Origin of the sequence: Pseudomonas sp. AG1028 (assembly GCF_007993955.1) — a bacterium.
Taxonomy (GTDB): domain Bacteria; phylum Pseudomonadota; class Gammaproteobacteria; order Pseudomonadales; family Pseudomonadaceae; genus Aquipseudomonas; species Aquipseudomonas straminea.
Map to the genome: position 1 here is coordinate 221,216 of NZ_VIVP01000001.1, position 23,179 is coordinate 244,394.

24 protein-coding genes are annotated in these 23,179 nt (G+C 65.2%); 14 read left to right on the forward strand and 10 right to left on the reverse strand.

Features of this window, described 5'->3' with window-relative positions:
* The first annotated feature begins 9 nt into the window (after window positions 1-9).
* Entirely contained in the window at window positions 10-1,899 is a 1,890-nt protein-coding gene (cysN, locus tag FB481_RS00960; RefSeq protein WP_147174816.1) for a sulfate adenylyltransferase subunit CysN, read from the forward strand.
* Between the two features lie 115 nt (window positions 1,900-2,014).
* On the opposite strand, the gene osmE is transcribed toward cysN, so the two are convergent.
* Both osmE and FB481_RS23290 read right to left on the reverse strand, forming a co-directional pair.
* A complete protein-coding gene (gene osmE / locus FB481_RS00965; protein ID WP_013792739.1) occupies window positions 2,015-2,368 on the reverse strand; it encodes an osmotically-inducible lipoprotein OsmE in 354 nt (117 codons plus the stop codon).
* A 106-nt stretch (window positions 2,369-2,474) separates the two neighbouring features.
* Window positions 2,475-2,609, reverse strand: coding sequence for a hypothetical protein (locus FB481_RS23290; RefSeq protein WP_256662692.1), 135 nt, complete (start codon window positions 2,607-2,609; stop codon window positions 2,475-2,477).
* A 144-nt stretch (window positions 2,610-2,753) separates the two neighbouring features.
* Between FB481_RS23290 and FB481_RS00970 the strand changes: the two genes are divergently transcribed.
* Complete coding sequence (locus FB481_RS00970) at window positions 2,754-3,656, forward strand: triacylglycerol lipase (RefSeq protein ID WP_093504194.1); 903 nt, start codon at window positions 2,754-2,756, stop codon at window positions 3,654-3,656.
* A 49-nt stretch (window positions 3,657-3,705) separates the two neighbouring features.
* Here FB481_RS00970 and FB481_RS00975 read toward each other — a convergent pair whose 3' ends face one another.
* The 3 genes from FB481_RS00975 to dksA all read right to left on the reverse strand — a co-directional run bounded on the left by FB481_RS00975 (window position 3,706) and on the right by dksA (window position 5,684).
* Window positions 3,706-4,236, reverse strand: coding sequence for a hypothetical protein (locus FB481_RS00975; RefSeq protein ID WP_147174817.1), 531 nt, complete (start codon window positions 4,234-4,236; stop codon window positions 3,706-3,708).
* Window positions 4,237-4,288: 52 nt separating this feature from the next.
* Entirely contained in the window at window positions 4,289-5,176 is an 888-nt protein-coding gene (gene gluQRS / locus FB481_RS00980; RefSeq protein ID WP_147174818.1) for a tRNA glutamyl-Q(34) synthetase GluQRS, read from the reverse strand.
* A 64-nt stretch (window positions 5,177-5,240) separates the two neighbouring features.
* Complete coding sequence (gene dksA, locus FB481_RS00985) at window positions 5,241-5,684, reverse strand: RNA polymerase-binding protein DksA (protein WP_013792734.1); 444 nt, start codon at window positions 5,682-5,684, stop codon at window positions 5,241-5,243.
* A 316-nt stretch (window positions 5,685-6,000) separates the two neighbouring features.
* On the opposite strand from dksA, the gene FB481_RS00990 reads away from it, so the two are divergent.
* The gene (locus tag FB481_RS00990) at window positions 6,001-7,182 is read left to right on the forward strand and encodes a pyridoxal phosphate-dependent aminotransferase (protein WP_147174819.1); all 1,182 of its coding nucleotides are present in this window, start codon (window positions 6,001-6,003) and stop codon (window positions 7,180-7,182) included.
* The gene (sfsA, locus tag FB481_RS00995; RefSeq protein ID WP_147174820.1) at window positions 7,172-7,882 is read left to right on the forward strand and encodes a DNA/RNA nuclease SfsA; all 711 of its coding nucleotides are present in this window, start codon (window positions 7,172-7,174) and stop codon (window positions 7,880-7,882) included. Before FB481_RS00990 ends, sfsA begins: the two co-directional genes overlap by 11 nt.
* A gap of 97 nt (window positions 7,883-7,979) precedes the next feature.
* Here sfsA and FB481_RS01000 read toward each other — a convergent pair whose 3' ends face one another.
* Window positions 7,980-8,297, reverse strand: coding sequence for a Rieske (2Fe-2S) protein (locus FB481_RS01000; protein WP_093504189.1), 318 nt, complete (start codon window positions 8,295-8,297; stop codon window positions 7,980-7,982).
* An 84-nt stretch (window positions 8,298-8,381) separates the two neighbouring features.
* On the reverse strand, window positions 8,382-10,586 hold the full coding sequence (locus FB481_RS01005) for a TonB-dependent hemoglobin/transferrin/lactoferrin family receptor (protein ID WP_147174821.1): 2,205 nt from the start codon (window positions 10,584-10,586) through the stop codon (window positions 8,382-8,384).
* 192 nt (window positions 10,587-10,778) lie between these two features.
* Here FB481_RS01005 and FB481_RS01010 point away from each other — a divergent pair, with 192 nt between their 5' ends.
* The 5 genes from FB481_RS01010 to FB481_RS01030 all read left to right on the forward strand — a co-directional run bounded on the left by FB481_RS01010 (window position 10,779) and on the right by FB481_RS01030 (window position 15,494).
* Window positions 10,779-11,840, forward strand: coding sequence for a hemin-degrading factor (locus FB481_RS01010; protein ID WP_093504187.1), 1,062 nt, complete (start codon window positions 10,779-10,781; stop codon window positions 11,838-11,840).
* A 70-nt stretch (window positions 11,841-11,910) separates the two neighbouring features.
* A complete protein-coding gene (locus FB481_RS01015; protein ID WP_147174822.1) occupies window positions 11,911-12,798 on the forward strand; it encodes a hemin ABC transporter substrate-binding protein in 888 nt (295 codons plus the stop codon).
* A complete protein-coding gene (locus FB481_RS01020) occupies window positions 12,795-13,832 on the forward strand; it encodes an iron ABC transporter permease (protein WP_093504185.1) in 1,038 nt (345 codons plus the stop codon). Before FB481_RS01015 ends, FB481_RS01020 begins: the two co-directional genes overlap by 4 nt.
* Entirely contained in the window at window positions 13,832-14,599 is a 768-nt protein-coding gene (locus FB481_RS01025; RefSeq protein WP_093504184.1) for a heme ABC transporter ATP-binding protein, read from the forward strand. Before FB481_RS01020 ends, FB481_RS01025 begins: the two co-directional genes overlap by 1 nt.
* Window positions 14,600-14,609: 10 nt before the next feature.
* Complete coding sequence (locus FB481_RS01030; RefSeq protein WP_093504183.1) at window positions 14,610-15,494, forward strand: ChaN family lipoprotein; 885 nt, start codon at window positions 14,610-14,612, stop codon at window positions 15,492-15,494.
* Window positions 15,495-15,572: 78 nt separating this feature from the next.
* On the opposite strand, the gene FB481_RS01035 is transcribed toward FB481_RS01030, so the two are convergent.
* Window positions 15,573-16,589 (reverse strand): zinc-binding alcohol dehydrogenase family protein, encoded by a 1,017-nt coding sequence (locus FB481_RS01035; protein ID WP_147174823.1) that lies wholly within the window; start codon window positions 16,587-16,589, stop codon window positions 15,573-15,575.
* A 111-nt stretch (window positions 16,590-16,700) separates the two neighbouring features.
* Between FB481_RS01035 and FB481_RS01040 the strand changes: the two genes are divergently transcribed.
* From FB481_RS01040 to FB481_RS01055, 4 genes are all read left to right on the forward strand, one after another.
* Window positions 16,701-17,618, forward strand: coding sequence for a LysR family transcriptional regulator (locus FB481_RS01040; RefSeq protein ID WP_093504289.1), 918 nt, complete (start codon window positions 16,701-16,703; stop codon window positions 17,616-17,618).
* Window positions 17,619-17,676: 58 nt separating this feature from the next.
* Window positions 17,677-18,060 carry a DUF2946 domain-containing protein gene (locus FB481_RS01045; RefSeq protein WP_147174824.1) on the forward strand — a complete coding sequence of 128 codons (384 nt, stop codon included), beginning with the start codon at window positions 17,677-17,679 and terminating at the stop codon, window positions 18,058-18,060.
* A gap of 71 nt (window positions 18,061-18,131) precedes the next feature.
* The gene (locus FB481_RS01050) at window positions 18,132-19,493 is read left to right on the forward strand and encodes a PepSY domain-containing protein (protein WP_147174825.1); all 1,362 of its coding nucleotides are present in this window, start codon (window positions 18,132-18,134) and stop codon (window positions 19,491-19,493) included.
* A gap of 54 nt (window positions 19,494-19,547) precedes the next feature.
* A complete protein-coding gene (locus FB481_RS01055; RefSeq protein ID WP_093504179.1) occupies window positions 19,548-20,027 on the forward strand; it encodes a copper chaperone PCu(A)C in 480 nt (159 codons plus the stop codon).
* A 97-nt stretch (window positions 20,028-20,124) separates the two neighbouring features.
* Here the strand turns inward: FB481_RS01055 and FB481_RS01060 are convergent, their stop codons facing one another.
* Complete coding sequence (locus FB481_RS01060; protein ID WP_093504178.1) at window positions 20,125-21,072, reverse strand: adenosine deaminase; 948 nt, start codon at window positions 21,070-21,072, stop codon at window positions 20,125-20,127.
* A gap of 164 nt (window positions 21,073-21,236) precedes the next feature.
* Between FB481_RS01060 and FB481_RS01065 the strand changes: the two genes are divergently transcribed.
* Window positions 21,237-22,337 carry a calcium:proton antiporter gene (locus tag FB481_RS01065; protein ID WP_147174826.1) on the forward strand — a complete coding sequence of 367 codons (1,101 nt, stop codon included), beginning with the start codon at window positions 21,237-21,239 and terminating at the stop codon, window positions 22,335-22,337.
* Between the two features lie 111 nt (window positions 22,338-22,448).
* Here FB481_RS01065 and FB481_RS01070 read toward each other — a convergent pair whose 3' ends face one another.
* Complete coding sequence (locus FB481_RS01070; RefSeq protein WP_147174827.1) at window positions 22,449-23,135, reverse strand: SDR family oxidoreductase; 687 nt, start codon at window positions 23,133-23,135, stop codon at window positions 22,449-22,451.
* Between the last annotated feature and the right edge of the window lie 44 nt (window positions 23,136-23,179).

Here is a 23,179-nt window from a genome sequence, read left to right on the forward strand (position 1 = left end):
TCACGCACCATGAGTCACCAATCCGATTTGATCAGCCAGGACATTCACGCCTACCTGGCTCAGCACGAGCGCAAGGAACTGCTGCGCTTCCTCACCTGCGGTAACGTCGATGACGGCAAGAGCACCCTGATCGGGCGCCTGCTGCACGACTCCAAGATGATCTACGAAGATCACCTGGAAGCCATCACCCGCGATTCGAAGAAGAGCGGCACCACTGGTGAGGAGGTCGACCTGGCGCTGCTGGTCGACGGCCTGCAGGCCGAGCGCGAGCAGGGCATCACCATCGATGTCGCCTACCGCTATTTCTCAACCGCCAAGCGCAAGTTCATCATCGCCGACACCCCCGGCCATGAGCAGTACACGCGCAACATGGCCACCGGCGCTTCGACCTGCGACCTGGCCATCATCCTGATCGACGCCCGTTACGGCGTGCAGACCCAGACCAAACGGCACAGCTTTATCGCGTCTTTGCTGGGCATCAAGCACATCGTCGTCGCCGTCAACAAGATGGACCTCAAGGACTTCGACCAGGGCGTGTTCGAGCAGATCAAGGCCGATTACCTGGCCTTTGCCGAGAAGATCGACCTGCGCCCGACCACCCTGGAGTTTGTACCCATGTCGGCGCTCAAGGGCGACAACGTGGTCAACAAGTCCGAGCGCTCGCCCTGGTACACCGGCCAGTCGCTGATGGAAATTCTTGAGAGCGTGGAAGTGGCGGGCGATCGCAACTTCGACGACCTGCGCTTCCCGGTGCAGTACGTCAACCGCCCGAACCTCAATTTCCGCGGTTTCGCCGGCACCCTGGCCAGCGGCATCGTGCGCAAGGGCGATGAAGTCATCGCGCTGCCGTCGGGCAAGGGCAGCCGGGTGAAGTCCATTGTCACCTTCGAAGGTGAGCTGGAGCAGGCCGGCCCGGGCCAGGCGATTACCCTGACCCTGGAAGACGAGATCGACGTGTCGCGCGGCGACATGCTGGTGCATGCCGACAACCGTCCGCAGGTGACCGACAGCTTTGACGCCATGCTGGTGTGGATGGCCGAAGAGCCGATGCTGCCGGGCAAGAAATACGACATCAAGCGTGCTACCAGTTATGTGCCGGGCTCGATCGCCAGCATCACCCACCGGGTCGACGTGAACACTCTGGAGCAGGGGGCGGCGAGCAGCCTCCAGCTCAACGAGATCGGCAAGGTCAAAATCGCCCTGGATGCCCCGATTGCGCTCGACGGCTACGAGCACAACCGCACCACCGGTGCGTTCATCGTCATTGATCGCCTGACCAACGGCACCGTAGGCGCCGGCATGATCATCGCCGATGCCAGCAGTGGTGCGCACCATGCCGACAGCGGCCACGTGTCTACCGAGGAACGTGCTGCGCGCCTCGGCCAGCAGCCGGCCACCGTGCTGTTCAGTGGTCTGTCCGGCGCTGGCAAGAGCACCCTGGCCTATGCCCTGGAGCGCAAGCTGTTCGACATGGGGCGTGCGGTGTACGTGCTCGACGGCCAGAACCTGCGCCATGACCTGAACAAAGGGCTGCCGCAGGATCGTGCCGGCCGTGCCGAGAACTGGCGTCGTGCCGCCCATGTGGCGCGTCAGTTCAACGAAGCAGGGCTGATTGCTCTCGCTGCGTTCGTGGCGCCGGATGCCGAAGGCCGCGAGCAGGCCAGGGCGCTGATCGGCGCCGAGCGACTGGTCACCGTCTACGTACAGGCTTCGCCGCAGGTGTGCGCCGAGCGCGATCCGCAGGGGCTGTACGCGGCCGGTGGCGACAACATCCCGGGCGAGTCCTTCCCGTACGATGTACCGCTCAATGCCGACCTGGTCATCGACACCCAAAGCGTGTCGGTGGAGGACGGCGTCAAGCAGGTGCTAGCCGTACTGCGTGCCCGCGGCGCCATCTAAAACCTGCTTATGGTCAGCTGCGCTTCGGCGCAGCTGCGTTAGAGGCAGGTTTTGCTGGACATAAAAAATGCCCGCTCTCTCACGAGGCGGGCATTTTTAATTTCAGCGTCAGCAATCAGATGCCGTGACCACGGGCGCGCTCGCGCTCGTTGATCTCCATCTGTTCGCAGGTCAGGAAGCCCTTGCTTTCCACGCGGTCAGCCGAGTTGAACGCGACGTAGTAGGGCTGCTGCTTGCCATCCTTGTTGAGGATGTAGTTGTTGCAGGTGCCCGGCGCGACGGTGCGGTTGATTTCCGTGGAAGGTGGGCCGCCCAGTTCGAGAACGGTGGACTTGCTCATATCCTTCTCGACCTGCTTGACCAGCGGTTCGTTGCGGAAGGTGAAGTGGTCGACCGGATTTTCCGGCTTGCCGGCACAACCGGTCAGAACGGCCAGTACGCAGGCGGCACCCAGGCTTTGCTTGAACATGGTTAATTTCCCTTGTGATGAACCAGACCATTTTTCTGAGCCTGGGCCAGGGAATTAAGTTCGGCTTAAATCAGGTGCCTTTCGCACAGGCCTTGCGGTGGGCGCCTCACTGCTCGGTCGGCATCTGCAGCTGGGTGCTGTCTACGGCTTCACCAAGGATCGGCGACGGGTTGCGGCTTGGGAGGGCCATCACTTGGGTGCTGAGCAGGCTCAGCAGCAGGGTAATTGTCAGGGCTTTCATGGTGTACCTCGTTTCGCATTCGGTGTTTCACGGAACCATGCTAGGGGCGAGGCAGTCTTGGATGAAGTCGAACGGCTCGATAGTGGCCATCGACTGTCATGATGCGCGTTGCACGTGACCAGTCGCTCACGAGGTAACGCTCCAATGGAAGCTGAAAAGGGTCATCGCGCAGTTCCCCGGTATCCACTGGTGCTGGTGCCCGGCATGCTGGGCTTCGTAAAACTGTGCGGGATGGACTACTGGTATGGCATCACCACTGCGCTGCGCAATCAGGGTGTTGAGGTATACCCGGCGCGTCTGTCGCCGGTGCATGCCACCGAACTGCGTGGTGAACAGCTGCTGCTGCAGATTGCCGAGGCGCGGCGGCGCAGCGGCGCGCAGAAGGTGCACCTGATCGGCCATAGCCAGGGCGCACTGGTGTGCCGGTACGCCGCCGCCCACCGCCCGGAATGGGTCGCCTCGGTAACCTCCGTGGCCGGGCCCAACCAGGGTTCCGAGCTGGCCGATCACCTAGAACGCAAGTACGCCTCGAAAAGCCTGCGCAGCCTGCTGATGCGCACCAGCACCCATATGCTGGCGCGGCTATTTACCCTGCTCGACGGCGGGCTACGCGGGGCGAGCCTGCCGATCAACGCCACCGCCGCCCACCGCTCGCTGACCACCGAGGGCGTGGGCATTTTCAACCACCAGTACCCGCAGGGTTTGCCCTCGGCTTGGGGCGAAGACGGGCCCGAGGAGGTCAATGGCGTGCGCTATTACTCCTGGTCCGGCACCCTGCAGCCGGGCATCACCGACCAGGGTGGCAACCGACGTGATCCGTCGAACTGGTTCTGTCGGCGTTTCGCCCGCACCTTCGTGCGCGAGGCCGGTCAATGCGACGGCATGGTCGGGCGGGTCAGTTCGCATCTGGGCAAGGTGATCCGCGACGATTACCCGCTCGATCACCTGGATATCGTCAACCAGCACTTCGGCCGGGTCGGCGAGGGTGTCGATCCGGTCGGCCTGTATATCGAGCACCTGCGTCGGCTGCACGACGCGGGGCTTTAAAGTGACGTAGCCTGGGTCGAGCGAAGCGACACTCAGGTGCCAGCAGTATTTATTGCGCCCGAGCAGCCTTCAGCGCTTCGTAAGCCGGCGCCGCGTAAATGCCGATCTCGACCGCCAGCTCCAGCACTCGTGGCAGGTCGGTGGTGTAAACCAGCACCGCCTGCAGCTCGTCATCCAGCGGTTCGCTGAAGTCGACCAGCGTGTAGCCCTGGGTTTCCTTCGACAGGCTGCCGAGCTGCACCTGGATGCGGTTCAGGGCCTTGAGCGGTTCGACCTTCTTCAACTGCTTGGCGGCCAGTACGAAGCTAACTTCGGGCCCGAACGACTCGGTGATCTGGCCGAACAGCGCTTCGTAGCTGTCGGCCTGGAACAGCACGGTCTCCGGCAGGTTGCCGACCACCATCCACTCGCCCAGGGGAATGGGAAAGCTGTCGTCGTAATTGATGTCCGGATTGGCCGCCAGGAAAGCGGCCGGGTCCGCGTAGGCCTGGGCGGCCTCGTCGGCAATGCGGGTGATTTCATCCTGCGGCAGGCAGCCCGAGCTGATTTTGCCGATGAGTTCTTCGAGCTGGGCGCGCATGGCGATTTCCTGATGATGACGTTGGGTGGGCAAGGCTGACCGTTAGCGGCGTTCAGCGCAACTGGCTTTCCGCGAGGTTGCGGGTACGGGGAATGAGGCTGGCGTCCCAATGCCTGGCGCTCCACTGCAGCAGCTCTTCGACGCTGGTATCGACCAACTCGTCGGGCGCGGGCTGACCCAGGGCACGTAATGCGCGGATCAGCAAAGGCGTGGCCTGGTCGCTGGGCAGGGGCGGCGAGCGGTAGGACTTGCCGAGCTTGTGGCCGTCGGGCTGGATGATCAGCGGCACATGCAGATAACGCGGCTGGGATAAGCCGAGCAGCTCCTGCAGGTAGAGCTGGCGCGGCGTGGAGTCGAGCAGGTCGGCGCCGCGTACCACGCTGTTGATGCCCTGCCAGGCATCGTCCAGCACCACGGCGAGCTGGTAGGCGTACAGGCCGTCGCGGCGACGGATCACGAAGTCGCCGACCTCGCGGCCCAGGTGCTGGCTGTATTCGCCCTGCACGCGATCGGTGAAACGGTAGGTCAGCTCGGGCACGCGCAGGCGGATGGCTGCGTCGTGGCGGGCATGCCCGGCGTTACGGCAGCTGCCCGGATAGATGCCGCCGCTGCCTTCGAGCTGCTTGCGCGAGCAGGTGCAGGCGTAGGCCAGGCCCTGGTCGAACAGGCGCTGCACCAGCGCTTCGTATTCGCCATGGCGATCGCTCTGGCGCACCAGCTCGCCATCCCAGTGCAGGCCATAGCGCTCCAGGGTCTGCAGGATGGTGGCCTGGGCACCAGGCACTTCCCGGGGCGGGTCGAGGTCTTCCATGCGCAGCAGCCAGCGGCCGCCGACGGAGCGGGCATCGAGATAGGAGGCAAGGGCGGCGACCAGTGAGCCGAAGTGCAGGTAGCCACTGGGCGTGGGCGCGAAGCGACCGATATAGGCGGGTTTATGCATGGCGGGGCGTTTGTGCGGGGGCGAAACGAAACGGGGCGCCTGAGCGCCCCGTCTGTGGATCGACTCAGGAGCCGACCTGTTTTTCCTTGATTTCCGCCAGGGTCTTGCAATCGATGCACAGGGTGGCGGTAGGGCGCGCTTCCAGGCGACGGATGCCGATCTCGACACCGCAGGAGTCGCACCAGCCGTAATCTTCGTCTTCGATCAGCTGCAACGTCTCGTCGATCTTCTTGATCAGCTTGCGCTCGCGATCACGGGCACGCAGTTCCAGGCTGAATTCCTCTTCCTGGCTGGCGCGGTCGGCTGGATCCGGGAAATTGGCCGCTTCGTCCTGCATGTGATGCACGGTACGGTCGACTTCCTGCATCAGCTCCAGCTTCCATTTGTTCAGGATACTGGTGAAGTGGGCGCGCATCGCCTCGCTCATGTACTCCTCGCCCTTGGTTTCCTTGTAGGGTTCGAAGCCACGAATCAATTGGCCGTTTGTTGCTTTTGCTTTGGTGGGCATGGATGACCGCCTCTCACTCTCTCTAATCCACTGCGCAGGGAATGTGTCCGTTGCCGTTTACAATAACGGCCCTGCGACTGCAAGCCGGCGAACTTACCAGATCGACTCCGGCCGCGCCACTCCCGGATGTCGCGGTTGTGCGTCTGGTTTCCAGCCGGCCCTGTCTAGGGTTCAAAGTGGCCGCTAAGAGCCACCGCACACCAGCTTCCAGGTGCCTGCAATCGCAATGTAAACACGTATTTCAGTGGTGCGTTGGCACGGTATGACAAAGCGCCGCTGATACAATTCCACCTTTATCGTTTACCAAGGCAGACCCATGGCACAGCCTTACAGCGCCCGCAGCCGCGCGATCGAACCCTTCCACGTGATGGCCCTGCTGGGCCGCGCCAACCAATTGCAGGCCGAGGGCCACGACGTCATTCACCTGGAGATTGGCGAGCCGGACTTCACCACCGCCGCGCCCATCGTCGCCGCCGGCCAGGCCGCGTTGGCTGCCGGCCATACCCGCTATACCGCCGCGCGCGGTTTGCCGGCGTTGCGCGAGGCGATTGCCGGCTTCTACCAGCAGCGCTACCGGCTGAGCATAGACCCCCAGCGTATTCTCATCACCCCGGGCGGCTCCGGTGCGCTGCTGCTGGCGGCCAGCCTGTTGGTCGACCCGGGCAAGCACTGGCTGCTGGCCGACCCGGGCTACCCTTGCAACCGGCATTTTCTGCGTCTGGTCGAAGGGGCGGCGCAGTTGGTGCCGGTCGGCCCCGAGCAGCGTTATCAGCTCACGCCGGAAACGGTTGCCGAGCATTGGAATGCCGACAGCGTCGGCGCCTTGCTCGCCTCGCCGGCCAACCCGACGGGCACGCTGCTGAGCGCCGCCGAGCTTGCTGCCCTGTCCCAGGTGCTGAAAGCCCGTGGTGGGCATATGGTGGTCGACGAGATCTACCACGGCCTGACCTACGGCGTGCACGCCAGCAGCGTGCTGGAAGTGGATGACGAAGCCTTCGTGCTCAACAGCTTCTCCAAGTACTTCGGCATGACCGGTTGGCGCCTGGGCTGGCTGGTGGCGCCCGAGGCGGCGGTGGCGGACCTGGAGAAGCTGGCGCAGAACCTCTACATCAGCGCGCCGAGCATGGCCCAGCATGCTGCGCTGGCCTGTTTCCAGCCGGAGTCGATGGCCATCTTCGAGGAGCGCCGCGCCGCCTTTGCCGAGCGCCGCGACTTTCTGCTGCCAGCATTGCGCGAGCTCGGCTTCGGCATTGCCGTCGAGCCCGAGGGAGCCTTCTATCTGTACGCCGACGTGAGCGCCTTTGGCGGCGATGCCTATGCCTTTTGCCAGCATTTCCTGGAAGCCGAGCATGTGGCCTTCACGCCGGGGCTGGACTTCGGTCGCCACCAGGCCGGCCACCATGTGCGTTTCGCCTACACCCAGAGCCTGCCGCGTCTCGAAGAAGCCGTCGCGCGCATCGCCCGTGGCCTGAAGAGCTGGCAAGCCCATGCAGTTTGATCCGCCCCTCGAAGAGGCCCGGTTGCTGCGCCGCTACAAGCGCTTTCTCGCCGATATCGAAACCGCTGGCGGTGAATTGCTGACCATCCACTGCCCGAACACCGGCTCGATGCTCAACTGCATGAGCGAGGGCTGTCGGGTATGGTTCAGCCGCTCCAACGACCCCAAACGCAAACTGCCCGGCACCTGGGAAGTCGGTGAAACGCCCCATGGCCGGCTGGCCTGCATCAATACCGCGCGGGCCAACGCGCTGGTCGAAGAGGCCCTGCGTGCCGGGCGAATCCCCGAGCTGGCCGGCTTCAGCGCGCTGCGCCGCGAGGTGCCCTACGGTGTGGAGCGCAGCCGGGTCGACTTCTGCCTCGAGTACCCGAGCAGCGTGGCCTTCGTTGAAGTGAAAAGCGTGACCCTGGGGTTTGCCGACAGCAGGGTCGCTGCTTTCCCGGATGCGCGCACCGAGCGCGGCGCCAAGCACCTGCGCGAGCTGGCTGCCCTGGCGCGCAGCGGCGTGCGCGCCGTGCAGCTGTATTGCGTGAACCTGTCGGGCATCGAGGCTGTGCGGCCAGCCGAGGAAATCGATCCGGCTTACGCCGCTGCGCTGCGCGAGGCGGTGCAGGCGGGCGTCGAGGTGCTGGCCTATGGGGTGGATATTTCGCCTCAGGGGATCGAGGTGATGCGACGGCTGGATGTGCTGCTGGGTTGAGTGCGTTCCTGGGTATCGCAGCGCTCGACTCGGGCTACGGGGCGGCGTCGCTCCTGTAGCCTGGGGTTGAGCGAAGCGATACCCAGGGTTATTGGCGCTACAGATCGACCCAGATCCCCTCGCCATCTTCGCGGCTGTCGATAGGCCGCAGCGCTTGCCCCTCGCACGGCCCCGCCACGCACTCACCGGACTCGATCAGAAACAGCGCGCCATGCCGTGCGCACTGGATCAGGCTGGCACTGGGATCGAGAAACTGGTCGGCCTGCCATTCCAGCGGCACGCCGCGGTGCGGGCAACGGTTGCGGTACACGAACACCTCGCCGCCCTTGCGCACGGCGAACAGCTGCATGTCTTCAACACGAAACCCCCGGCTCTGAGCTTCCGGCAGCTCATCGGGGGCGCATAGACGGATCATCGAATTCTCCAGGCCAGGGCGGGGATTATCCCGCATCGGCCTGGGGATGGAAGGGGCGCGCGTCCGTATGCAAGGAGCTTTGGCTCAGATCTCCCAGATCAGGTTGAAGGCCGCGTGACGACCTGGCTGGGTGTAGCGGCCAAGGCTCGAACTGTTCTCGGTGAGGCTGCGCACGTCGCCCCAGTGCCAGTACTGCTTGTCCGTCAGGTTGAACAGCCCGGCATTGACCGATACGCCAGCGCCGATGTTCCAGTACGCGCTCAGATCCAGTGTGCCGTAACCCGAGGGTTCGTACTGATTGGCGATCTGCGTCTGATCGACACGCTTCTTGGCGGCCGCCAGGGTCCAGCTCAGTTCGCCGCCGTATTGCCCGCTCGGTGCATCGTAGCCGAGACCGAAGACTGCCTTGAGCGGGTCGATGCTGTTGATCGGCTGGCCGGTTGCCTCATCCTTGCCGCGGGCGTAAGCGATGGCGCTGCGCAAATGGCTGCCGGCGGGCAGACCGAGGCGATCCAGGCGCAGTTCGCCGCGCGCCTCGGCACCACGGATGGTCACCCGGTCGAGGTTCTGGTACTGGAACGTCATGCGGCCCGCTCCCGTTGGGTCGTTGGGCAGCGTGACCTGCTCGATGAAGTCGTCGTAGCGGTTGTAGAACAGAGCGATGCCGAAGGCCCCGGCATCGTACTGACCGCGCAGGCCGATTTCGTAGCTGTCGCTGGTTTCCGGCTTGAGGCTGGGGTTGGCGATGGTCTGGTAATTACGGGCGAAGTTGATGAACTCGCCAAAGATATCCACCGGGTTAGGTGCGCGAAACCCAGCGGCGTATTGGCCGTAAACACTGTGGGCGTCATCGATGCGATAAGTGATACCGAGCTTGGGCGATAGCGCCTCATCGCGATAATCAGCCGGGTTGCGGTTGATCGGCTGGCTGTTCAGGTAGTGCGTTGTGACCTCCGGCTTCATCTCATAATGGTCGTAGCGCAAGCCGGGCAGCAGCGTCCAGCGACCGATGTCGATGGTGTCCTGCACGAAAAAGGCGTATTCGGTCGAGGTGGGATCGGGGAAGTCGCTGAGCGGGAAGCTTTCATCACCGGGAATGGCCGGTACGGGCAAGCCGGTGCTGGCGAATACTTCGCGGCCCTTGCGCAGGTCGCTGCTTTCCAAGCGCTTGAAGTCGACGCCATAAATCAGGTGGTGGCTTGCTGCTCCGGTGTCGAAGGCCTTGTCGAGCTTGGCGTTGAACGCCCACAGGTCTTCCTGATACGTCGAGTCGCGACTGCGCTCGCGCAGGCTGCCACCGCTGAAGCGCTGCTGGAAGGTACGCTGCCGAATCTGGCTTTGCTGATAACTCACTTGCCATTCGGCGCTGTCACTGATGGCCGTATCCAGGGCGAAGCTGTGCTGCAGGCTGAGGCGCTGGCGGTCGGTGTTGTCGGTCGCGTCGGAGGTACGGACGGTGGCCGTGGTGCTGTATTCGCTGAGCACCCGGGTATCGGCATCGTCTTCGTAGCGCTCATAGGTCAGTTGCAAGCGATCAGTGTCGAGGTAATTCCAGCCGAGCTTGGCGAGCAGGTTGTTGGCTGTGTAGTCCTGGGGGTTGGCTTCTTCCCGTGCAGCCCCGATTCCGCTGCGTCCACCGAAGGTGTCGAGCGCCTGGCCGTCACGTCGCCCCAGGTGCAGCAGGCCATCGACCTGACCCTGGCGTGCGGCGAACGTGGCACTGCGCGACCACCTGTCGTCGGCGCCATCGTAGCCCGTCTTGAATCGTGCGTAGGCGTCATCGCCCGCGTCGAGATAGTCGGCGGCATCCTTGGTCAGGAAGCTGACCGCGCCGCCAATCGCATCGCTGCCGTACAGTGAGCTGGCGGGGCCGCGAATGATCTCCACGCGCTTGAGCGTATCCGGGTCGACATAGTTGCGCCGCGCGTCGAGGAATGGGCCGAAGGCGAATGCATCCGGCATCGGCACACCATCCACCTGGGTGAGGATGCGATTGCCGCCGATGCCGCGAATGGTGAAGCCTGCCAGGCCGAATCGGCTACCTGTACCGCTGACCGACACCCCGGGCTCGTAACGCACCAGATCGCGGATGTCCTTCACGTTCTTGCGGTCGATGTCCTGCTCGGTCAGCATCGTCACGGTGCTGGGTACGGTATCCACAGGCTGTTCCGTGCGGGTTGCACTGATCGTGGTTCGTTCCAGCTGCAATGGTTCTGCGATGGCGAGGGTGGAGCCCAATAGCAACAAGGGCAGGCAGGCGCGAAGCGGGTAGGGCGGGCGAGTCGACATGCGATTCTCCTTGATCATGTCGGAAGGGGTCGGCACGGCGGCTGATTAAATATTAATGATTCGTATTTGTAAAAGAGATTGTTTGTCGATTAGGATTCGTCGGCTGTTGGCGGTTTCGTTCCCCGTACCAGGCGTTTAACCTTTCAATTAGGGGCGCCCCGCCTGTCGATGGGCCTAAAAGGAGTTGGTGTGATGAGTGATCTATCCGTAGCGGGCGAGGGCTTGCATGCCGCCTGGCAGAACCTGCGTGCCGAGCAGCCGCACCTGCGGGCTCGGGATGCGGCGGCGAAGCTGGGCGTCAGTGAGGCCGAGCTGACCGCCAGCCGCCTGGCTGTGGATACCGTGCGCCTGCGCCCCGACTGGGCAACGCTGCTGCCCGCGCTGGGCGAGCTCGGCCACGTGATGGCGCTGACCCGCAACGAATCCTGCGTGCACGAGCGCAAGGGCGTTTACCGCGAGGTGACGATCGCCGGTAATGGCCAGATGGGCCTGGTGGTGTCGCCGGATATCGACCTGCGTCTGTTCCTCGGCGGCTGGGCCAGCGTCTTCGCCGTGGCCGAGCAGACGCCGCGCGGCGTGCTGCGCAGCGTGCAGGTGTTCGATCACCAGGGCACCGCGGTGCACAAGGTCTACCTTACCGAACGCAGCGAGCTGGAAGCCTGGGAGCCGCTGCTCTCGCGTTTTCGCGATGAGCAGCAAAGCAGCGAACTGGCGCTCAAGCCGATGCCGGCTCCTGCGACCGTTCAGCCGGACGCCGCTATCGACGGCGACGCCTTGCGCGCCGGCTGGGCAGCGCTGAAGGACACCCACCATTTCTTCGCCCTGCTGAAGAACCACGGCGCGGCACGCACCCAGGCGTTGCGCCTGGCCGGTCGTGAATGGGCCGAACCGCTGGCGCCCGAGGCGCTTGCGGGGTTGTTCGAGCGCGCGGCAGCCGGCGAAGTGCCGATCATGGTGTTCGTCGGCAACCGTCACTGCATCCAGATCCATACCGGGCCGGTCAGCAACCTGAAGTGGATGGACACCTGGTTCAACGTGCTCGACCCGCAGTTCAACCTGCACCTCAAGACCGGCGACATCCATGAACTGTGGCGCGTCCGCAAACCGAGCAGCGACGGCGTGATCACCAGTTGGGAGGCGTTCGATGCCAGCGGTGAGCTGATCGTGCAGTTGTTCGGCGCGCGCAAGCCCGGCGTGCCGGAGCGCGAGGATTGGCGTCTTCTGGCCGAGCAGACACCTGCTCTGCCGGCCTGACGCTACACTGCCAGCCTCGGCCGCCCCTGCGTTCGGGCGGCCGCTACGAACCCGCTTCCGGAGTTGTTCCATGATCCGTCCCCTCGCTGCATTCACCCTGCTCGCCAGCCTGCTGGTGCCACTGGCGGCAAGCGCCGACAACCTGCCGCAACGCTGGGTCAGCGCCGGGGGCTCCCTGAGCGAGTGGGTGGTCGAGCTCGGCGGTGAGGCCAAACTGGTCGGCGTGGACACCACCAGCCAACACCCGGCCTCGTTGCAGAAGCTGCCAAGCGTCGGGTACCAGCGCCAACTGGCCGCCGAGGGCATTCTGGCCTTGCGCCCCGAGGTGCTCCTCGGTACCGAGGAGATGGGCCCGCCGCCGGTACTGGCGCAGCTGGCCGCCGCCGGCGTGAAGGTCGAGGCGCTGCCTGCCGATGCCGACCTGCAGGTGCTGCATGGCAATCTCAAGCGCATTGGGGTGCTGCTGGGCGACGAGGCGCGGGCCGAGAGCGTGTTCGCCGCTTATCAGGCGCGTTTGAGCGAACAGGCCGACTGGGTCGCCAGGGCCCAGGCGCAAAGCCCGGCGCCGACCGTTCTGCTGCTGCTCGGCCATGCCGGCAGCAGCCCCATGGCCGGCGGCAAGGATACGGCGGCTGCCTGGATGATCGAGCAGGCTGGCGGCAAGAACCTGACCACCCACGAAGGCTACAAGGCGCTGTCCACCGAGGCGCTGCTGGCGCTGGATCCTGAGGTGGTGGTCTTCGCCGACCGCCGCCTTAGCGGCGACGAGGCCCGCCAGGCGCTGCTCAAGCAGAACCCGGCTCTGGCCTCGACCAAGGCCGGCAAGCAAGGGCGCCTGGTGGCTATCGACCCGACCCTGCTGGTCGGCGGGCTCGGCCCGCGCATTCCCGCCGGCCTCGCCGAGCTTTCCGCCGCCTTCTATCCCGGGCTTACACCGCTGGCACCCGCCACGCCATGAAACCGGTGATCGCCCCGCGCTCACTGTTCATCGCGCTGGGCCTGCTGCTGGCGCTCGCCCTGTGGCTGTCCCTGGCCCTCGGGCCGGTGAGCCTGCCACTGGGCGATACCCTGCGGGCCGCCCTGCGCCTGGCCGGCTTACCACTGGCGGACGATGGCCTGCAGCAAGCCGAGCTGATTCTTGGCCAGATCCGCATGCCGCGCACCCTGCTGGGCCTGGCGGTCGGCGCCGTGCTGGCGCTGTGCGGCGTGGCCATGCAGGGGCTGTTTCGCAACCCGCTGGCCGACCCCGGCCTGATCGGCGTTTCCAGCGGTGCGGCACTCGGCGCAGCCATCGCCATCGTCGGGGGCGCCGCCATGGGCGGGATGCCGGAGCTGTTCGCGCCTTACCTGCTATCGCTGTGCGCCTTTCTCGGCGGCCTGGTGGTGACCGCGCTGGTCTATCGCCTGGGGCGCCGCAACGGGCAAACCAGCGTGACCACCATGCTGCTTGCCGGCATCGCCCTCAATGCCCTGGCGTTCGCCTGCATCGGCCTGTTCACCTACCTGGCCGACGATGCCACCTTGCGCACCCTGACCTTCTGGAACCTGGGCAGCCTCAACGGCGCCAGCTATGCCCGGCTGTGGCCGCTGCTGCTGGTCACCCTGGCGGTGGCGCTGTGGCTGCCGCGCCGCGCCCAGGCGCTGAACGCCCTGCTGCTCGGCGAGTCCGAGGCGCGCCATCTGGGCGTTGCGGTGGAACGCCTCAAGCGCGAGCTGGTGTTCTGTACCGCGCTGGGCGTGGGTGCTGCCGTGGCTGCTGCGGGGATGATCGGTTTCATCGGCCTAGTGGTGCCGCACCTGGTGCGGCTGCTGGTCGGCCCCGATCACCGCGTGCTGCTGCCGGCCTCGGCGTTGGCGGGCGCCAGTTTGCTGCTGCTCGCCGACCTGTTCGCGCGGCTGATCCTGTCCCCCGCCGAGCTGCCCATCGGCATCGTCACCGCCCTGATCGGCGCGCCGTTCTTTCTCTACCTGCTGCTGCGAGGACGCACCTGATGCTCAGTGCCCGCAAGCTGTCGATCCAGCGTGGCGACAAGACCGTACTGGCCGATATCGACCTGCAGCTGCAGCCTGGTGAAGTGCTGGGCGTGCTCGGCCCCAATGGCGCTGGCAAGAGCACCTTGCTGGGCGCCCTGTGCGGCGAGTTGAGCCCTGCAGCGGGCGAGGTCGTTCTGGACGATCGTCCGCTGCAGGGTTGGCCGGGCACGGAACGCGCGCGGCGCCTGGCGGTGCTGCCGCAAAGCTCGTCGCTGAGCTTCGGTTTCGTGGTCGGCGATGTGGTGATGATGGGCCGCATGCCCCACGACACCGGCCGCGAGCGTGATGAACAGATCGTCCGCGAGGCGCTGCAGGCCGCCGATGCCGAGCACCTGGCCGAACGCAGCTACCTGCAGCTGTCCGGCGGCGAGCGTCAGCGTGTGCACCTGGCGCGGGTGCTGGCGCAGCTATGGCCTGGCGGTGCCGAGCAGACGCTGCTGCTCGACGAGCCGACCTCCATGCTCGACCCGTTGCATCAGCACACCACCTTGCAGGCCGTGCGCCGCTTCGCCGAACAGGGCGCCGCGGTGATGGTCATTCTCCATGACCTGAACCTGGCGGCGCGTTATTGCGACCGCCTGCTGTTGCTCAACGACGGTCGTGCCCATGCCATCGGACTGCCTGCCGAGGTGCTGCGTGCCGAGCCGCTGCACGCGGTGTTCGGCCTGGAAGTGCTGGTGCAACGCCACCCCGAACGCGGGCACCCGTTGATCGTCGCCCGTTGAAGGAAGCCCGATGCGTACGCTGTTTTTCGCCCTGCTGTTGCTGCTCACTGCCTGCCAAAGCCCGCCCGCCCTGGCGCCCGTGCCCGTGTGGCAAAGCCCGGAGGGGCGTGGGCACGCCAACCTGGGGCAGATCATCGACCTGCGCAGCGGCGCACGGCTGACGCCCGAGCAACTCGTCGCTCACCTGGCGAAGGCGCCCCGGGTGCTGGTCGGCGAGCAGCATGACAATCCGGATCACCATGCCCTGCAGCTGTGGTTGCTGCGCGCCCTGGAGGCGCGGCGAGGGCAAGGCAGCCTGTTGCTGGAAATGCTCGCGAACAGCCAGCAGCCGCAGGTCGAAGATGTGAAGCAGCAATTGCGTGAAGGCCTGCAGATCGCCGATCTGCCCAAGGCGCTGGAGTGGAGTAACGGTTGGCCGTGGGCGCTGTACGGCCCCATCGTGCGTCATGCACTGGTGCAGGATTACCCGCTGCGTGCAGCGAATCTCGACCGTGCCGAGATCATGACGATTTACCGCAAGCAATCGCTGCTGAGAGGGGAGGCCTCGACCGCGGCGGCCGTGCAGGAGCCGCTACTGGCGCAGATTCGCGAGTCCCATTGCGACAAGCTGCCGATCAGCCAGCTGCCAGCGATGCTCGCCGTGCAGCAGCAACGCGACCGGCGCATGGCCGAGCAACTGTTGAAAGCGCCGCAGCCGGCGATGCTGTTCGCTGGCGCCTTTCACGTGCGGCGCGATCTGGGCGTGCCGCTGCACCTGAGCGACCTGGGCGAGCCAGATGGCGCCCAGGTGCTGATCCTTTCCGAAGTGGGTAAACCGGTGACCGCCGAGCAAGCGGATTACGTGTGGTACACCGCCGCCTTGCCGCCCGAGGATCATTGCGCACGATTTCGATAGTGCAAGATCCCCGTAGGGCAGGTCAGGTGCCTGTCCCAGAGGCGAGGCGCTCCGGTTATCGGCGCCTCTCAGGCAGGATCAGAACCCTTCCAGCACGATCTTGCCCTTGGCCTTGCCGCTTTCCAGCAGGGCATGGGCGCGGCGCAGGTTTTCGGCATTGATGGTGCCGAAGTGCTCGCCCAGTGTGGTTTTCAGGGTGCCGGCATCCACCAGGTCGGCGACGCGATTGAGCAAGCGGTGTTGCTCGATCATGTCGGCGGTCTCGAACAGCGAGCGGGTGAACATCAGTTCCCAATGCAGGGAGATGCTCTTGCGCTTGAGCTTCATCACGTCCAGCGGCTGCAGCGGGTCGTCGATCAGCGCCAGGCGGCCTTGCGGGGCCAGGGCTTCGACGATGGCGTCATAGTGCTGGTCGGTCTGGGTCAGGCTGGCCACGTGGGTGACCTGGGCGATGCCGATCCGCGCCAGTTCTTCGTTCAGCGGCTTGCTGTGGTCGATCACATGATGGGCGCCCAGTTCGCGCACCCAGGCCTGGGTTTCCGGACGCGAGGCGGTGCCGATCACGGTCAGCCCGGTGAGCTGTCGGGCCAGTTGCACGAGGATCGAGCCGACGCCACCGGCGGCGCCGATGACCAATAGGCTCTGGCCCTGGTCGGCCGTGCCATCGGCGACCTGCAGGCGGTCGAACAGCAGCTCCCAGGCAGTGATGGCGGTCAGCGGCAGGGCAGCGGCTTCGGCGAAGGGCAGGCTGCTTGGCTTGCGACCGACGATGCGCTCGTCGACCACGTGCAGCTCGCTGTTGGCCCCGGCACGGTTGACGGCGCCGGCGTAGGCGACTTCATCACCGACCTTGAACAGCGTCACCTCGCTGCCGACCGCCTTGACCACACCGGTGGCGTCCCAGCCCAGCACCTTGGGCTGGCCGGCGTCGGGCGCCACGTTACGGCGGATTTTGGTGTCCACCGGGTTCACGGAGATGGCTTTCACTTCGACGAGCAGGTCGCGCGGGCCGGGCGTCGGTGCGTCGAGCGTGACGTCCTGCAGAGCCTGCGGATTATCGATGGGCAGCGACTGGTGATAGGCAACGGCTTTCATGGGGGCGTCCTGTAGCGGATGTGAGATGGAAGGCAGCTTGCGCCAATCCATTGCCAGGAGAAACCATAGGCAGCTAGAGTCTCTTTCAATATTTTTTTGAAGATGATCGCCATGCTGCGTTTCGATGACCTGCAACTGTTCGTGCGCATCGCCGGGGAGGGCAGCCTGTCGGCGGCCGCGCGCCAGCTGGACATATCGCCGGCCGTGGCCAGCGCCGGCCTCAAACGCCTGGAGCAGCAGTTGCAGGCGCGCCTGTTCGTGCGCTCGACCCGCAGCTTGCGGCTGACCGCCGACGGCGAGGCCTTTCTGCTGCACGCTCGCCAGGCGCTACAGAGCCTGGAGGCGGGGCGCCAGCAACTGGCCGGCAGCAAGTCGGCGATCAGCGGGCCGCTGCAGCTCGCGGCGCCTTCGGACTTCGGCCGCAACACGCTGCTGCCCTGGCTCGATACCTTCATGCAGACCCATCCCCAGGTGCAATTGCGCCTGCTGCTTGGCGATCGGGTCACCGATCTGTTTCGCGAGCCCGTCGACATCGCCCTGCGCTACGGCGAGCCAGAGGACTCGAGCCTGGTGGCGCTGCCGGTGGCGCCGGGCAACCGCCGGGTGCTGTGCGCCGCGCCAGCCTACCTGCAGCGCCATGGCGAGCCGCGGCAGATCGCTGATCTGCGCCAGCACAACTGCCTGGTCTACATGCTTGGTGGCCGCGCCTACGAGCGCTGGCGGTTTCACGACGGCGACCGGGCACACAGCCTGCAGGTGGCGGGTGATCGCCTCAGCGACGATGCCGATGTGGTGCGGCGCTGGGCCGTGGCTGGCGCCGGGGTGGTGTACAAATCCTGGCTGGACGTGGCCGGCGACGTGCACGCCGGGCGCCTGAAAGTGCTGCTACCAGAGGTGCTCGGCGAACCGACGCCGCTCAACCTGATCTGTACCCACCGCGAGCAGCTGAGCAAGCCGGTGCACCTGCTGCGCGAGTTCGTGCAGGCCCGTTGCGCCGAGTTGCTGGCGCAGGCGCCGTGGCGCCGCTAAGCTGCTGCGGCAATCCACCACAGCCCGTTTGCCGCCACTGCCCCTAAAATCGCCAGCCATGAACCTGTCCCGCTCCAACCGCTCATTGCTCGCCTGGGTGCTGTATTTCAGCGTCCTGTTCAGCGCGCTCGCCTGTGCGGTCGGTCATGGGCAGATGACCGGTCTGCAGCTCAGCGGCATGGATGGCGGCTACTGCGGCCTGGATGCCAGCGGCAGCATGGACATGGGCGGCGTGGATTCGGGCGTGCCGATGCCGTTCATGGGCTCGGTGTGTCCGTTGTGCTCCACCTTCGTGGCCCTGGCCCTGGCGGCCTTCTTCGGCCTGCTCGGCTTGCTGCCCCGGCAGCGCCCCGCCACCCCACGCCCCAGCGCCGAGCCCGGTGGGGCGGTCCGTTACCTGTGGCCCTCGGCCAACCCTCGCGCTTCGCCCCTGATCGCCTGAATCGCTGATTGTCGTTGCCTGCTGCGCTTGTCGCCGTGGGCAGTTCGCTCATGCACACGATCGGGCTTCACATGAAAAACGCGACACCGTCGTTCTATAACCTCGCCTGGCGCTGGCACTTCTATGCCGGGCTGTTCGTCATTCCATTCATGATCATGCTGTCGCTGACCGGCATCATCTACCTGTTCAAACCGCAGCTCGATGGGCTGATGTACGCCGACCTGCTGCAGGTCGAGGCGAGCGGCCAGCCGCTGACCGCCGACGAGATGCTCGCCCGCGTGCAGGCCGTTTATCCCCAGGGCAGCATTGGCAAGTACCTGCCGCCGGTGGACGCCAACCACAGCGCCCAGTTCGTGGTGAAGGTCGGCGAGCGCACTCGTAACGTGTTCGTCGACCCCTACGGGGGCGCGATTCTCGGTACCCAGGACGCCCACGACAACCTGCAGGCCCTGGCCCGCGCCGTGCACGCCGACCTGTTGATAGGCACGCCGGGCGATCGGCTGATCGAACTGGCTGCCGGCTGGGGCGTGGTGCTGGTGGTGTCTGGGCTGTACCTGTGGTGGCCGCGTGGGCGCGGCGCGGGTGTGCTATGGCCACGGCTGTCGGCTCGTGGCCGCTTGTTCTGGCGTGATCTGCACGCAGTCACCGGCTTCTGGGGCGCTTTGCTACTGCTGTTCATGCTGCTCACCGGCATGACCTGGACCGGCTTCTGGGGCAAGCAGTTCGCTGGCGCCTGGAACCAGTTTCCGGCCGCTATGTGGGATCAGGTGCCGACCTCCGAGCGCCAGGCCGGCGAGCTCAATCAGAGCCACAAGCAAACCGTGCCCTGGGCGCTGGAGAACACCCCGCTGCCCGAATCCGACCCCCATGCGGCGCACAATGGCGGCGCCACCCCGGCATCCACCGCCAACCCGACCGTGGGCCTGCAGCAGGTGGTGGACATCGCCAGCGAGCGAAACGTGCACCCAGGCTACAGCATCACCTTTCCGACTACGCCGACCGGCGTCTACACCATCGCGGTGTTCGCCGATGATCCGCGCAACGACGCCACCCTGCATGTCGATCAATACAGCGGCGCGGTGTTGGCTGACGTGCGCTGGGCCGACTACGGCCTGGCGGCGCGTGCAGTGGAAGGTGGCGTGATGCTGCACATGGGCAAATTCTACGGCCTGCCACATCAGCTGTTCATGCTGTTCGTGTGTCTGATGATTCTGCTCAGCTCGGTCAGTGGCCTGATCATGTGGTGGAAACGCCGCCCCGCCGGAGGCCTGGGCGTGCCGCCGCTGCGCCATGACCTGCCGCGCTGGAAGATCGGCGTGGCGATCATGATCGGCCTCGGCGTGCTGTTCCCCCTGGTCGGCGCTTCGCTGTTGGCGATTTGGGCACTCGATTTTCTGCTGCTGTCACGCCTCGGCGCGCGCCGTCTGGCCTGAACCTGTCGGCCGCCTCGCAGCGGCCGACCCGAATTCATTTGAAGGAGAAACACCATGATCTTGAAGAAACTGGCTCTGACCGCCGCACTGCTCGCCACTAGCCTGCTGGCCAATGCTCACGAATATGAAGTCGGCCAACTGCACATCGACCACCCCTGGTCGCGTGAAATGCCGCCGGTGGCGCCGACTGCCGCTGCCTACTTCGTGGTGCACAACAAGGGCGATGCCGATGACCGTCTGCTCACCGTCGAAACGCCGGTTGCCGGCAAGGCGGAGATCCATGAGCACGCCCACGTGAACGGCATGATGAAGATGCAGCAGGTACAGAACGTGGTGATTCCGGCTGGCGGCGAAGTGAAGTTCGCGCCCATGGGCTATCACGTGATGCTGTTCAACCTGAAGCAGCAGGCCCAGGCCGGTGATCGCTTTCCGATGACCCTGACCTTCGAAAAGGCCGGGCCGGTGACGGTCGAAGTGGCGGTGCAGAAGGATGAGCCGGCGGCGGAAGGTGGGCATGAGCATAAGGGGCATTGATCCCGGCTCGCCACCCGTAGGCTGCTTTTGAGCGCAGTGATACCCAGGAATCGGCTGCCCCGGGTATCGCTTCGCTCAACGCCGGGCTACCGGCTTTTCACACCAGCCTGGCATCCAGGCTGTTCTGCGCCAGGCGCTTGGCTTGCGCTTCGCTCATGCCCAGGCCTTCGTGCAGGGCCATGAAGTTCTCGGTGACGTAGCCGCCGAAGTAGGCCGGGTCGTCGGAGTTGACGGTGACCTTCACGCCGCGCTCGAGCATGTCGAGGATGTTGTGCTGGCCCATGTGCTCGAACACGCAGAGTTTGGTGTTCGACAGTGGGCAGACGGTCAGCGGAATCTGCTCGTCAATGATGCGCTGCATCAGCCGCTCGTCCTCGCTGGCCCGTACGCCATGGTCGATGCGCACGATCTTCAGCAGGTCCAGCGCTTCCCAGATGTACTCGGGCGGGCCTTCCTCGCCAGCATGGGCCACGGCGTGCAGGCCTTCGCTGCGGGCCTTGGCGAACACGCGCTCGAACAGGCGCGGTGGAAAGCCTTTCTCCGAGCTGTCGAGGCCAACGCCGATAAAGGCGTCGCGAAACGGCATGGCCTGCTCCAGAGTCTTGAAGGCCTGCTCTTCGGGCAGATGGCGCAGGAACGCGAGGATTAGGCCGTGGCTGATGCCCAGCTGCTTCTCGCCATCGACCAGCGCGCCCTTGATGCCGCGCATCACCACTTCGAAGGGAATGCCGCGGTCGGTGTGGGTCTGTGGATCGAAGAACGGCTCGACGTGCACCACGTTCTGCGCCTTGCACTTGAGCAGGTAGGCCCAGGTCAGGTCGTAGAAGTCCTGCTCGGTGCGCAGCACATCGGCGCCGCGGTAATACAGGTCGAGGAATTCCTGCAGGTTGTTGAAGGCGTAAGCCGCGCGCAGCGCCTCGACATCGCTCCAAGGCAGGGCGATACGGTTGCGCTCGGCCAGGGCGAACAGCAGCTCGGGCTCCAGCGAACCTTCGAGGTGCAAGTGCAGTTCGGCCTTGGGCAGGGCGTTGAGCCAGTCGTACATGGGCAAATCTCATCAGCTTGAAAACGTGGCGCGGAGTTTACCTGCCTGGGGTCGCTCGTGCGGCATCGGCCTTGCCGAGCGGTAGTTGGGTTGAATCATTTACAGAATGTTGCAGTCGGAGCAGGATCGTCCGCCGTCACAGACCCATAGAAAGGAATCACCCCATGTTCAATGCCATCAAGCAGGAATACTGGCTGCTGCTGGCCGTGCTCGCCGCCCTGATCGCTCTGCCGATGGAGCACGCGCTGCTCGGCCATGGCCAGGTCATCGCCCTGGCTGGCGCGGTGGCGCTGATCGCCGCCATCGTCTGCGCCTCGCTGCGCGTCGCCCACCATGCCGAGCAACTGGCCGAGCGGGTCGGTGACCCCTACGGCACCATGATCCTCACCCTGTCGGCGGTGCTGGTCGAGGTAGTGATCCTGGCGATCATGATGAGCAACCAGGCGTCGCCGACCCTGGTACGCGACACCATCTATTCGGCGGTGATGCTCGACATCAACGGCATTCTCGGCCTGGCCGCGCTGATGGGCGGCCTCAAGCACGGCGAGCAGCCCTACAACGATGACTCGGCGCGCAGCTACAGCGTGATGATCCTCACCGCCATGGGCATTTCCATGGTGGTGCCCGAGTTCATTCCCGAGTCGGACTGGAAGGCGTACTCGATGTTCACCATCGGCGCCATGCTGGTGCTCTACGCGGTGTTCCTGCGCATGCAGGTCGGCCCGCACAGCTACTTCTTCAGCTACAGCTACCCGGAGAAGAAGCACCGCGGCGGCGACGGGCATGGTCACAGCGAGCAGGGCTCGGAGGTCAACGTGGCCTGGTCGATCGGCGTGCTGGTGTTCGGGGTGATCGTCATCGGCGTGCTGGCCGAAGTGATGTCCCTGGCGCTGGACGTCGGCCTGGAAGGTACCGGCGCGCCGCCCGTGCTGACTGCCATCGTGGTAGCCGGCATATCCGCCGCGCCAGAGATCCTCACCGCATTGCGGGCGGCGCTGGCCAACCGCATGCAGTCGGTGGTCAACATTGCCCTGGGTGCGTCGCTGTCGACGGTGATTCTCACCGTGCCGGTGATGGAGGCCATGGCGCTGTACAGCGGCCAGCCGTTCCAGATGGCGATGACCCCGGTGCAGACGGTGATGGTGTTCATCACCCTGATCGTCTGCGCCATCAACCTCAACGACGGCGAAACCAACGCCATCGAGGGCATGACTCACTTCGTGCTGTTTGCAACCTTCATCATGTTGGCGATGCTGGGGCTTTAGGTAGCGTCTCTACCGCAGTCTCGATGGGCTGTCGCCCATCCCACGGTTGCGCGTCGCAATATGTGGGCGCGGGCGTCAGAATCGTAGGATGGGCGCCAGCCCATCACCGTACTACCAATCGATCTTCTGACCCTGATAGTCGACGAAGTGATGGCCGCCCTGTCCGGCGAAGCGCTCGACCTGGGCGATCAGGCCGCGGCAGCTGTCGGCCACTTCGACCATGGCGCCTTCGCCACCCATATCGGTCTTCACCCAGCCCGGATGCAGCGACAGCACGGTCGGGCGCGGCTCGGGCAGTTCGCAGACAAAGGTGTTGGTCAGCGAGTTCAGCGCTGCCTTGCTGGCCTTGTACAGCGCTAGGTTGTTGCCTTCCGGGTTGGCCACGCTACCCAGCCCCGAACTCATGAACGCCAGCACGCCGGTCTGCGGGCGCACTTGACCGACCAGGCGCTCGGCCAGGCGGATAGGCGCTGTCACGTTGGTCAGGAACAGCTGGCCGAGCTCCTCGGCTGTAGCCTGTGCGGCCGACTGGTGGCCGGGGCCCAGAACGCCTGCGTTGACGAACAGCAGGTCGAAGACCTGGCTCTGCAGGCGTTGCGCCAGGGCATCCAGCGCAGCGCCGTCATCGATATCCAGCGATTCGATCTGCACACCACTCAATGCCTGTAGTTCGGTGGCACGCGCTGGGCTGCGCACGGTGGCGGTCACCTGCCAGCCATCGGCGTGTAGCTGGCGTACCAGGCCCAGGCCGATGCCGCGCGAGGCGCCGATGATCAAGGCAGTTCTGTTCGAGGGCATAACGAAGCTCCGCTAATTGGCAAGGCCATCAGCTTAGCAAGGGC

Coding starts and splice junctions, on each gene's coding strand:
- cysN (WP_147174816.1), top strand. CDS start 10: ATGAGTCACCAATCCGATTTGATCAGCCAGGACATTCACGCCTACCTG.
- osmE (WP_013792739.1), bottom strand. CDS start 2,368: ATGTTCAAGCAAAGCCTGGGTGCCGCCTGCGTACTGGCCGTTCTGACC.
- FB481_RS23290 (WP_256662692.1), bottom strand. CDS start 2,609: ATGAAAGCCCTGACAATTACCCTGCTGCTGAGCCTGCTCAGCACCCAA.
- FB481_RS00970 (WP_093504194.1), top strand. CDS start 2,754: ATGGAAGCTGAAAAGGGTCATCGCGCAGTTCCCCGGTATCCACTGGTG.
- FB481_RS00975 (WP_147174817.1), bottom strand. CDS start 4,236: ATGCGCGCCCAGCTCGAAGAACTCATCGGCAAAATCAGCTCGGGCTGC.
- gluQRS (WP_147174818.1), bottom strand. CDS start 5,176: ATGCATAAACCCGCCTATATCGGTCGCTTCGCGCCCACGCCCAGTGGC.
- dksA (WP_013792734.1), bottom strand. CDS start 5,684: ATGCCCACCAAAGCAAAAGCAACAAACGGCCAATTGATTCGTGGCTTC.
- FB481_RS00990 (WP_147174819.1), top strand. CDS start 6,001: ATGGCACAGCCTTACAGCGCCCGCAGCCGCGCGATCGAACCCTTCCAC.
- sfsA (WP_147174820.1), top strand. CDS start 7,172: ATGCAGTTTGATCCGCCCCTCGAAGAGGCCCGGTTGCTGCGCCGCTAC.
- FB481_RS01000 (WP_093504189.1), bottom strand. CDS start 8,297: ATGATCCGTCTATGCGCCCCCGATGAGCTGCCGGAAGCTCAGAGCCGG.
- FB481_RS01005 (WP_147174821.1), bottom strand. CDS start 10,586: ATGTCGACTCGCCCGCCCTACCCGCTTCGCGCCTGCCTGCCCTTGTTG.
- FB481_RS01010 (WP_093504187.1), top strand. CDS start 10,779: ATGAGTGATCTATCCGTAGCGGGCGAGGGCTTGCATGCCGCCTGGCAG.
- FB481_RS01015 (WP_147174822.1), top strand. CDS start 11,911: ATGATCCGTCCCCTCGCTGCATTCACCCTGCTCGCCAGCCTGCTGGTG.
- FB481_RS01020 (WP_093504185.1), top strand. CDS start 12,795: ATGAAACCGGTGATCGCCCCGCGCTCACTGTTCATCGCGCTGGGCCTG.
- FB481_RS01025 (WP_093504184.1), top strand. CDS start 13,832: ATGCTCAGTGCCCGCAAGCTGTCGATCCAGCGTGGCGACAAGACCGTA.
- FB481_RS01030 (WP_093504183.1), top strand. CDS start 14,610: ATGCGTACGCTGTTTTTCGCCCTGCTGTTGCTGCTCACTGCCTGCCAA.
- FB481_RS01035 (WP_147174823.1), bottom strand. CDS start 16,589: ATGAAAGCCGTTGCCTATCACCAGTCGCTGCCCATCGATAATCCGCAG.
- FB481_RS01040 (WP_093504289.1), top strand. CDS start 16,701: ATGCTGCGTTTCGATGACCTGCAACTGTTCGTGCGCATCGCCGGGGAG.
- FB481_RS01045 (WP_147174824.1), top strand. CDS start 17,677: ATGAACCTGTCCCGCTCCAACCGCTCATTGCTCGCCTGGGTGCTGTAT.
- FB481_RS01050 (WP_147174825.1), top strand. CDS start 18,132: ATGAAAAACGCGACACCGTCGTTCTATAACCTCGCCTGGCGCTGGCAC.
- FB481_RS01055 (WP_093504179.1), top strand. CDS start 19,548: ATGATCTTGAAGAAACTGGCTCTGACCGCCGCACTGCTCGCCACTAGC.
- FB481_RS01060 (WP_093504178.1), bottom strand. CDS start 21,072: ATGTACGACTGGCTCAACGCCCTGCCCAAGGCCGAACTGCACTTGCAC.
- FB481_RS01065 (WP_147174826.1), top strand. CDS start 21,237: ATGTTCAATGCCATCAAGCAGGAATACTGGCTGCTGCTGGCCGTGCTC.
- FB481_RS01070 (WP_147174827.1), bottom strand. CDS start 23,135: ATGCCCTCGAACAGAACTGCCTTGATCATCGGCGCCTCGCGCGGCATC.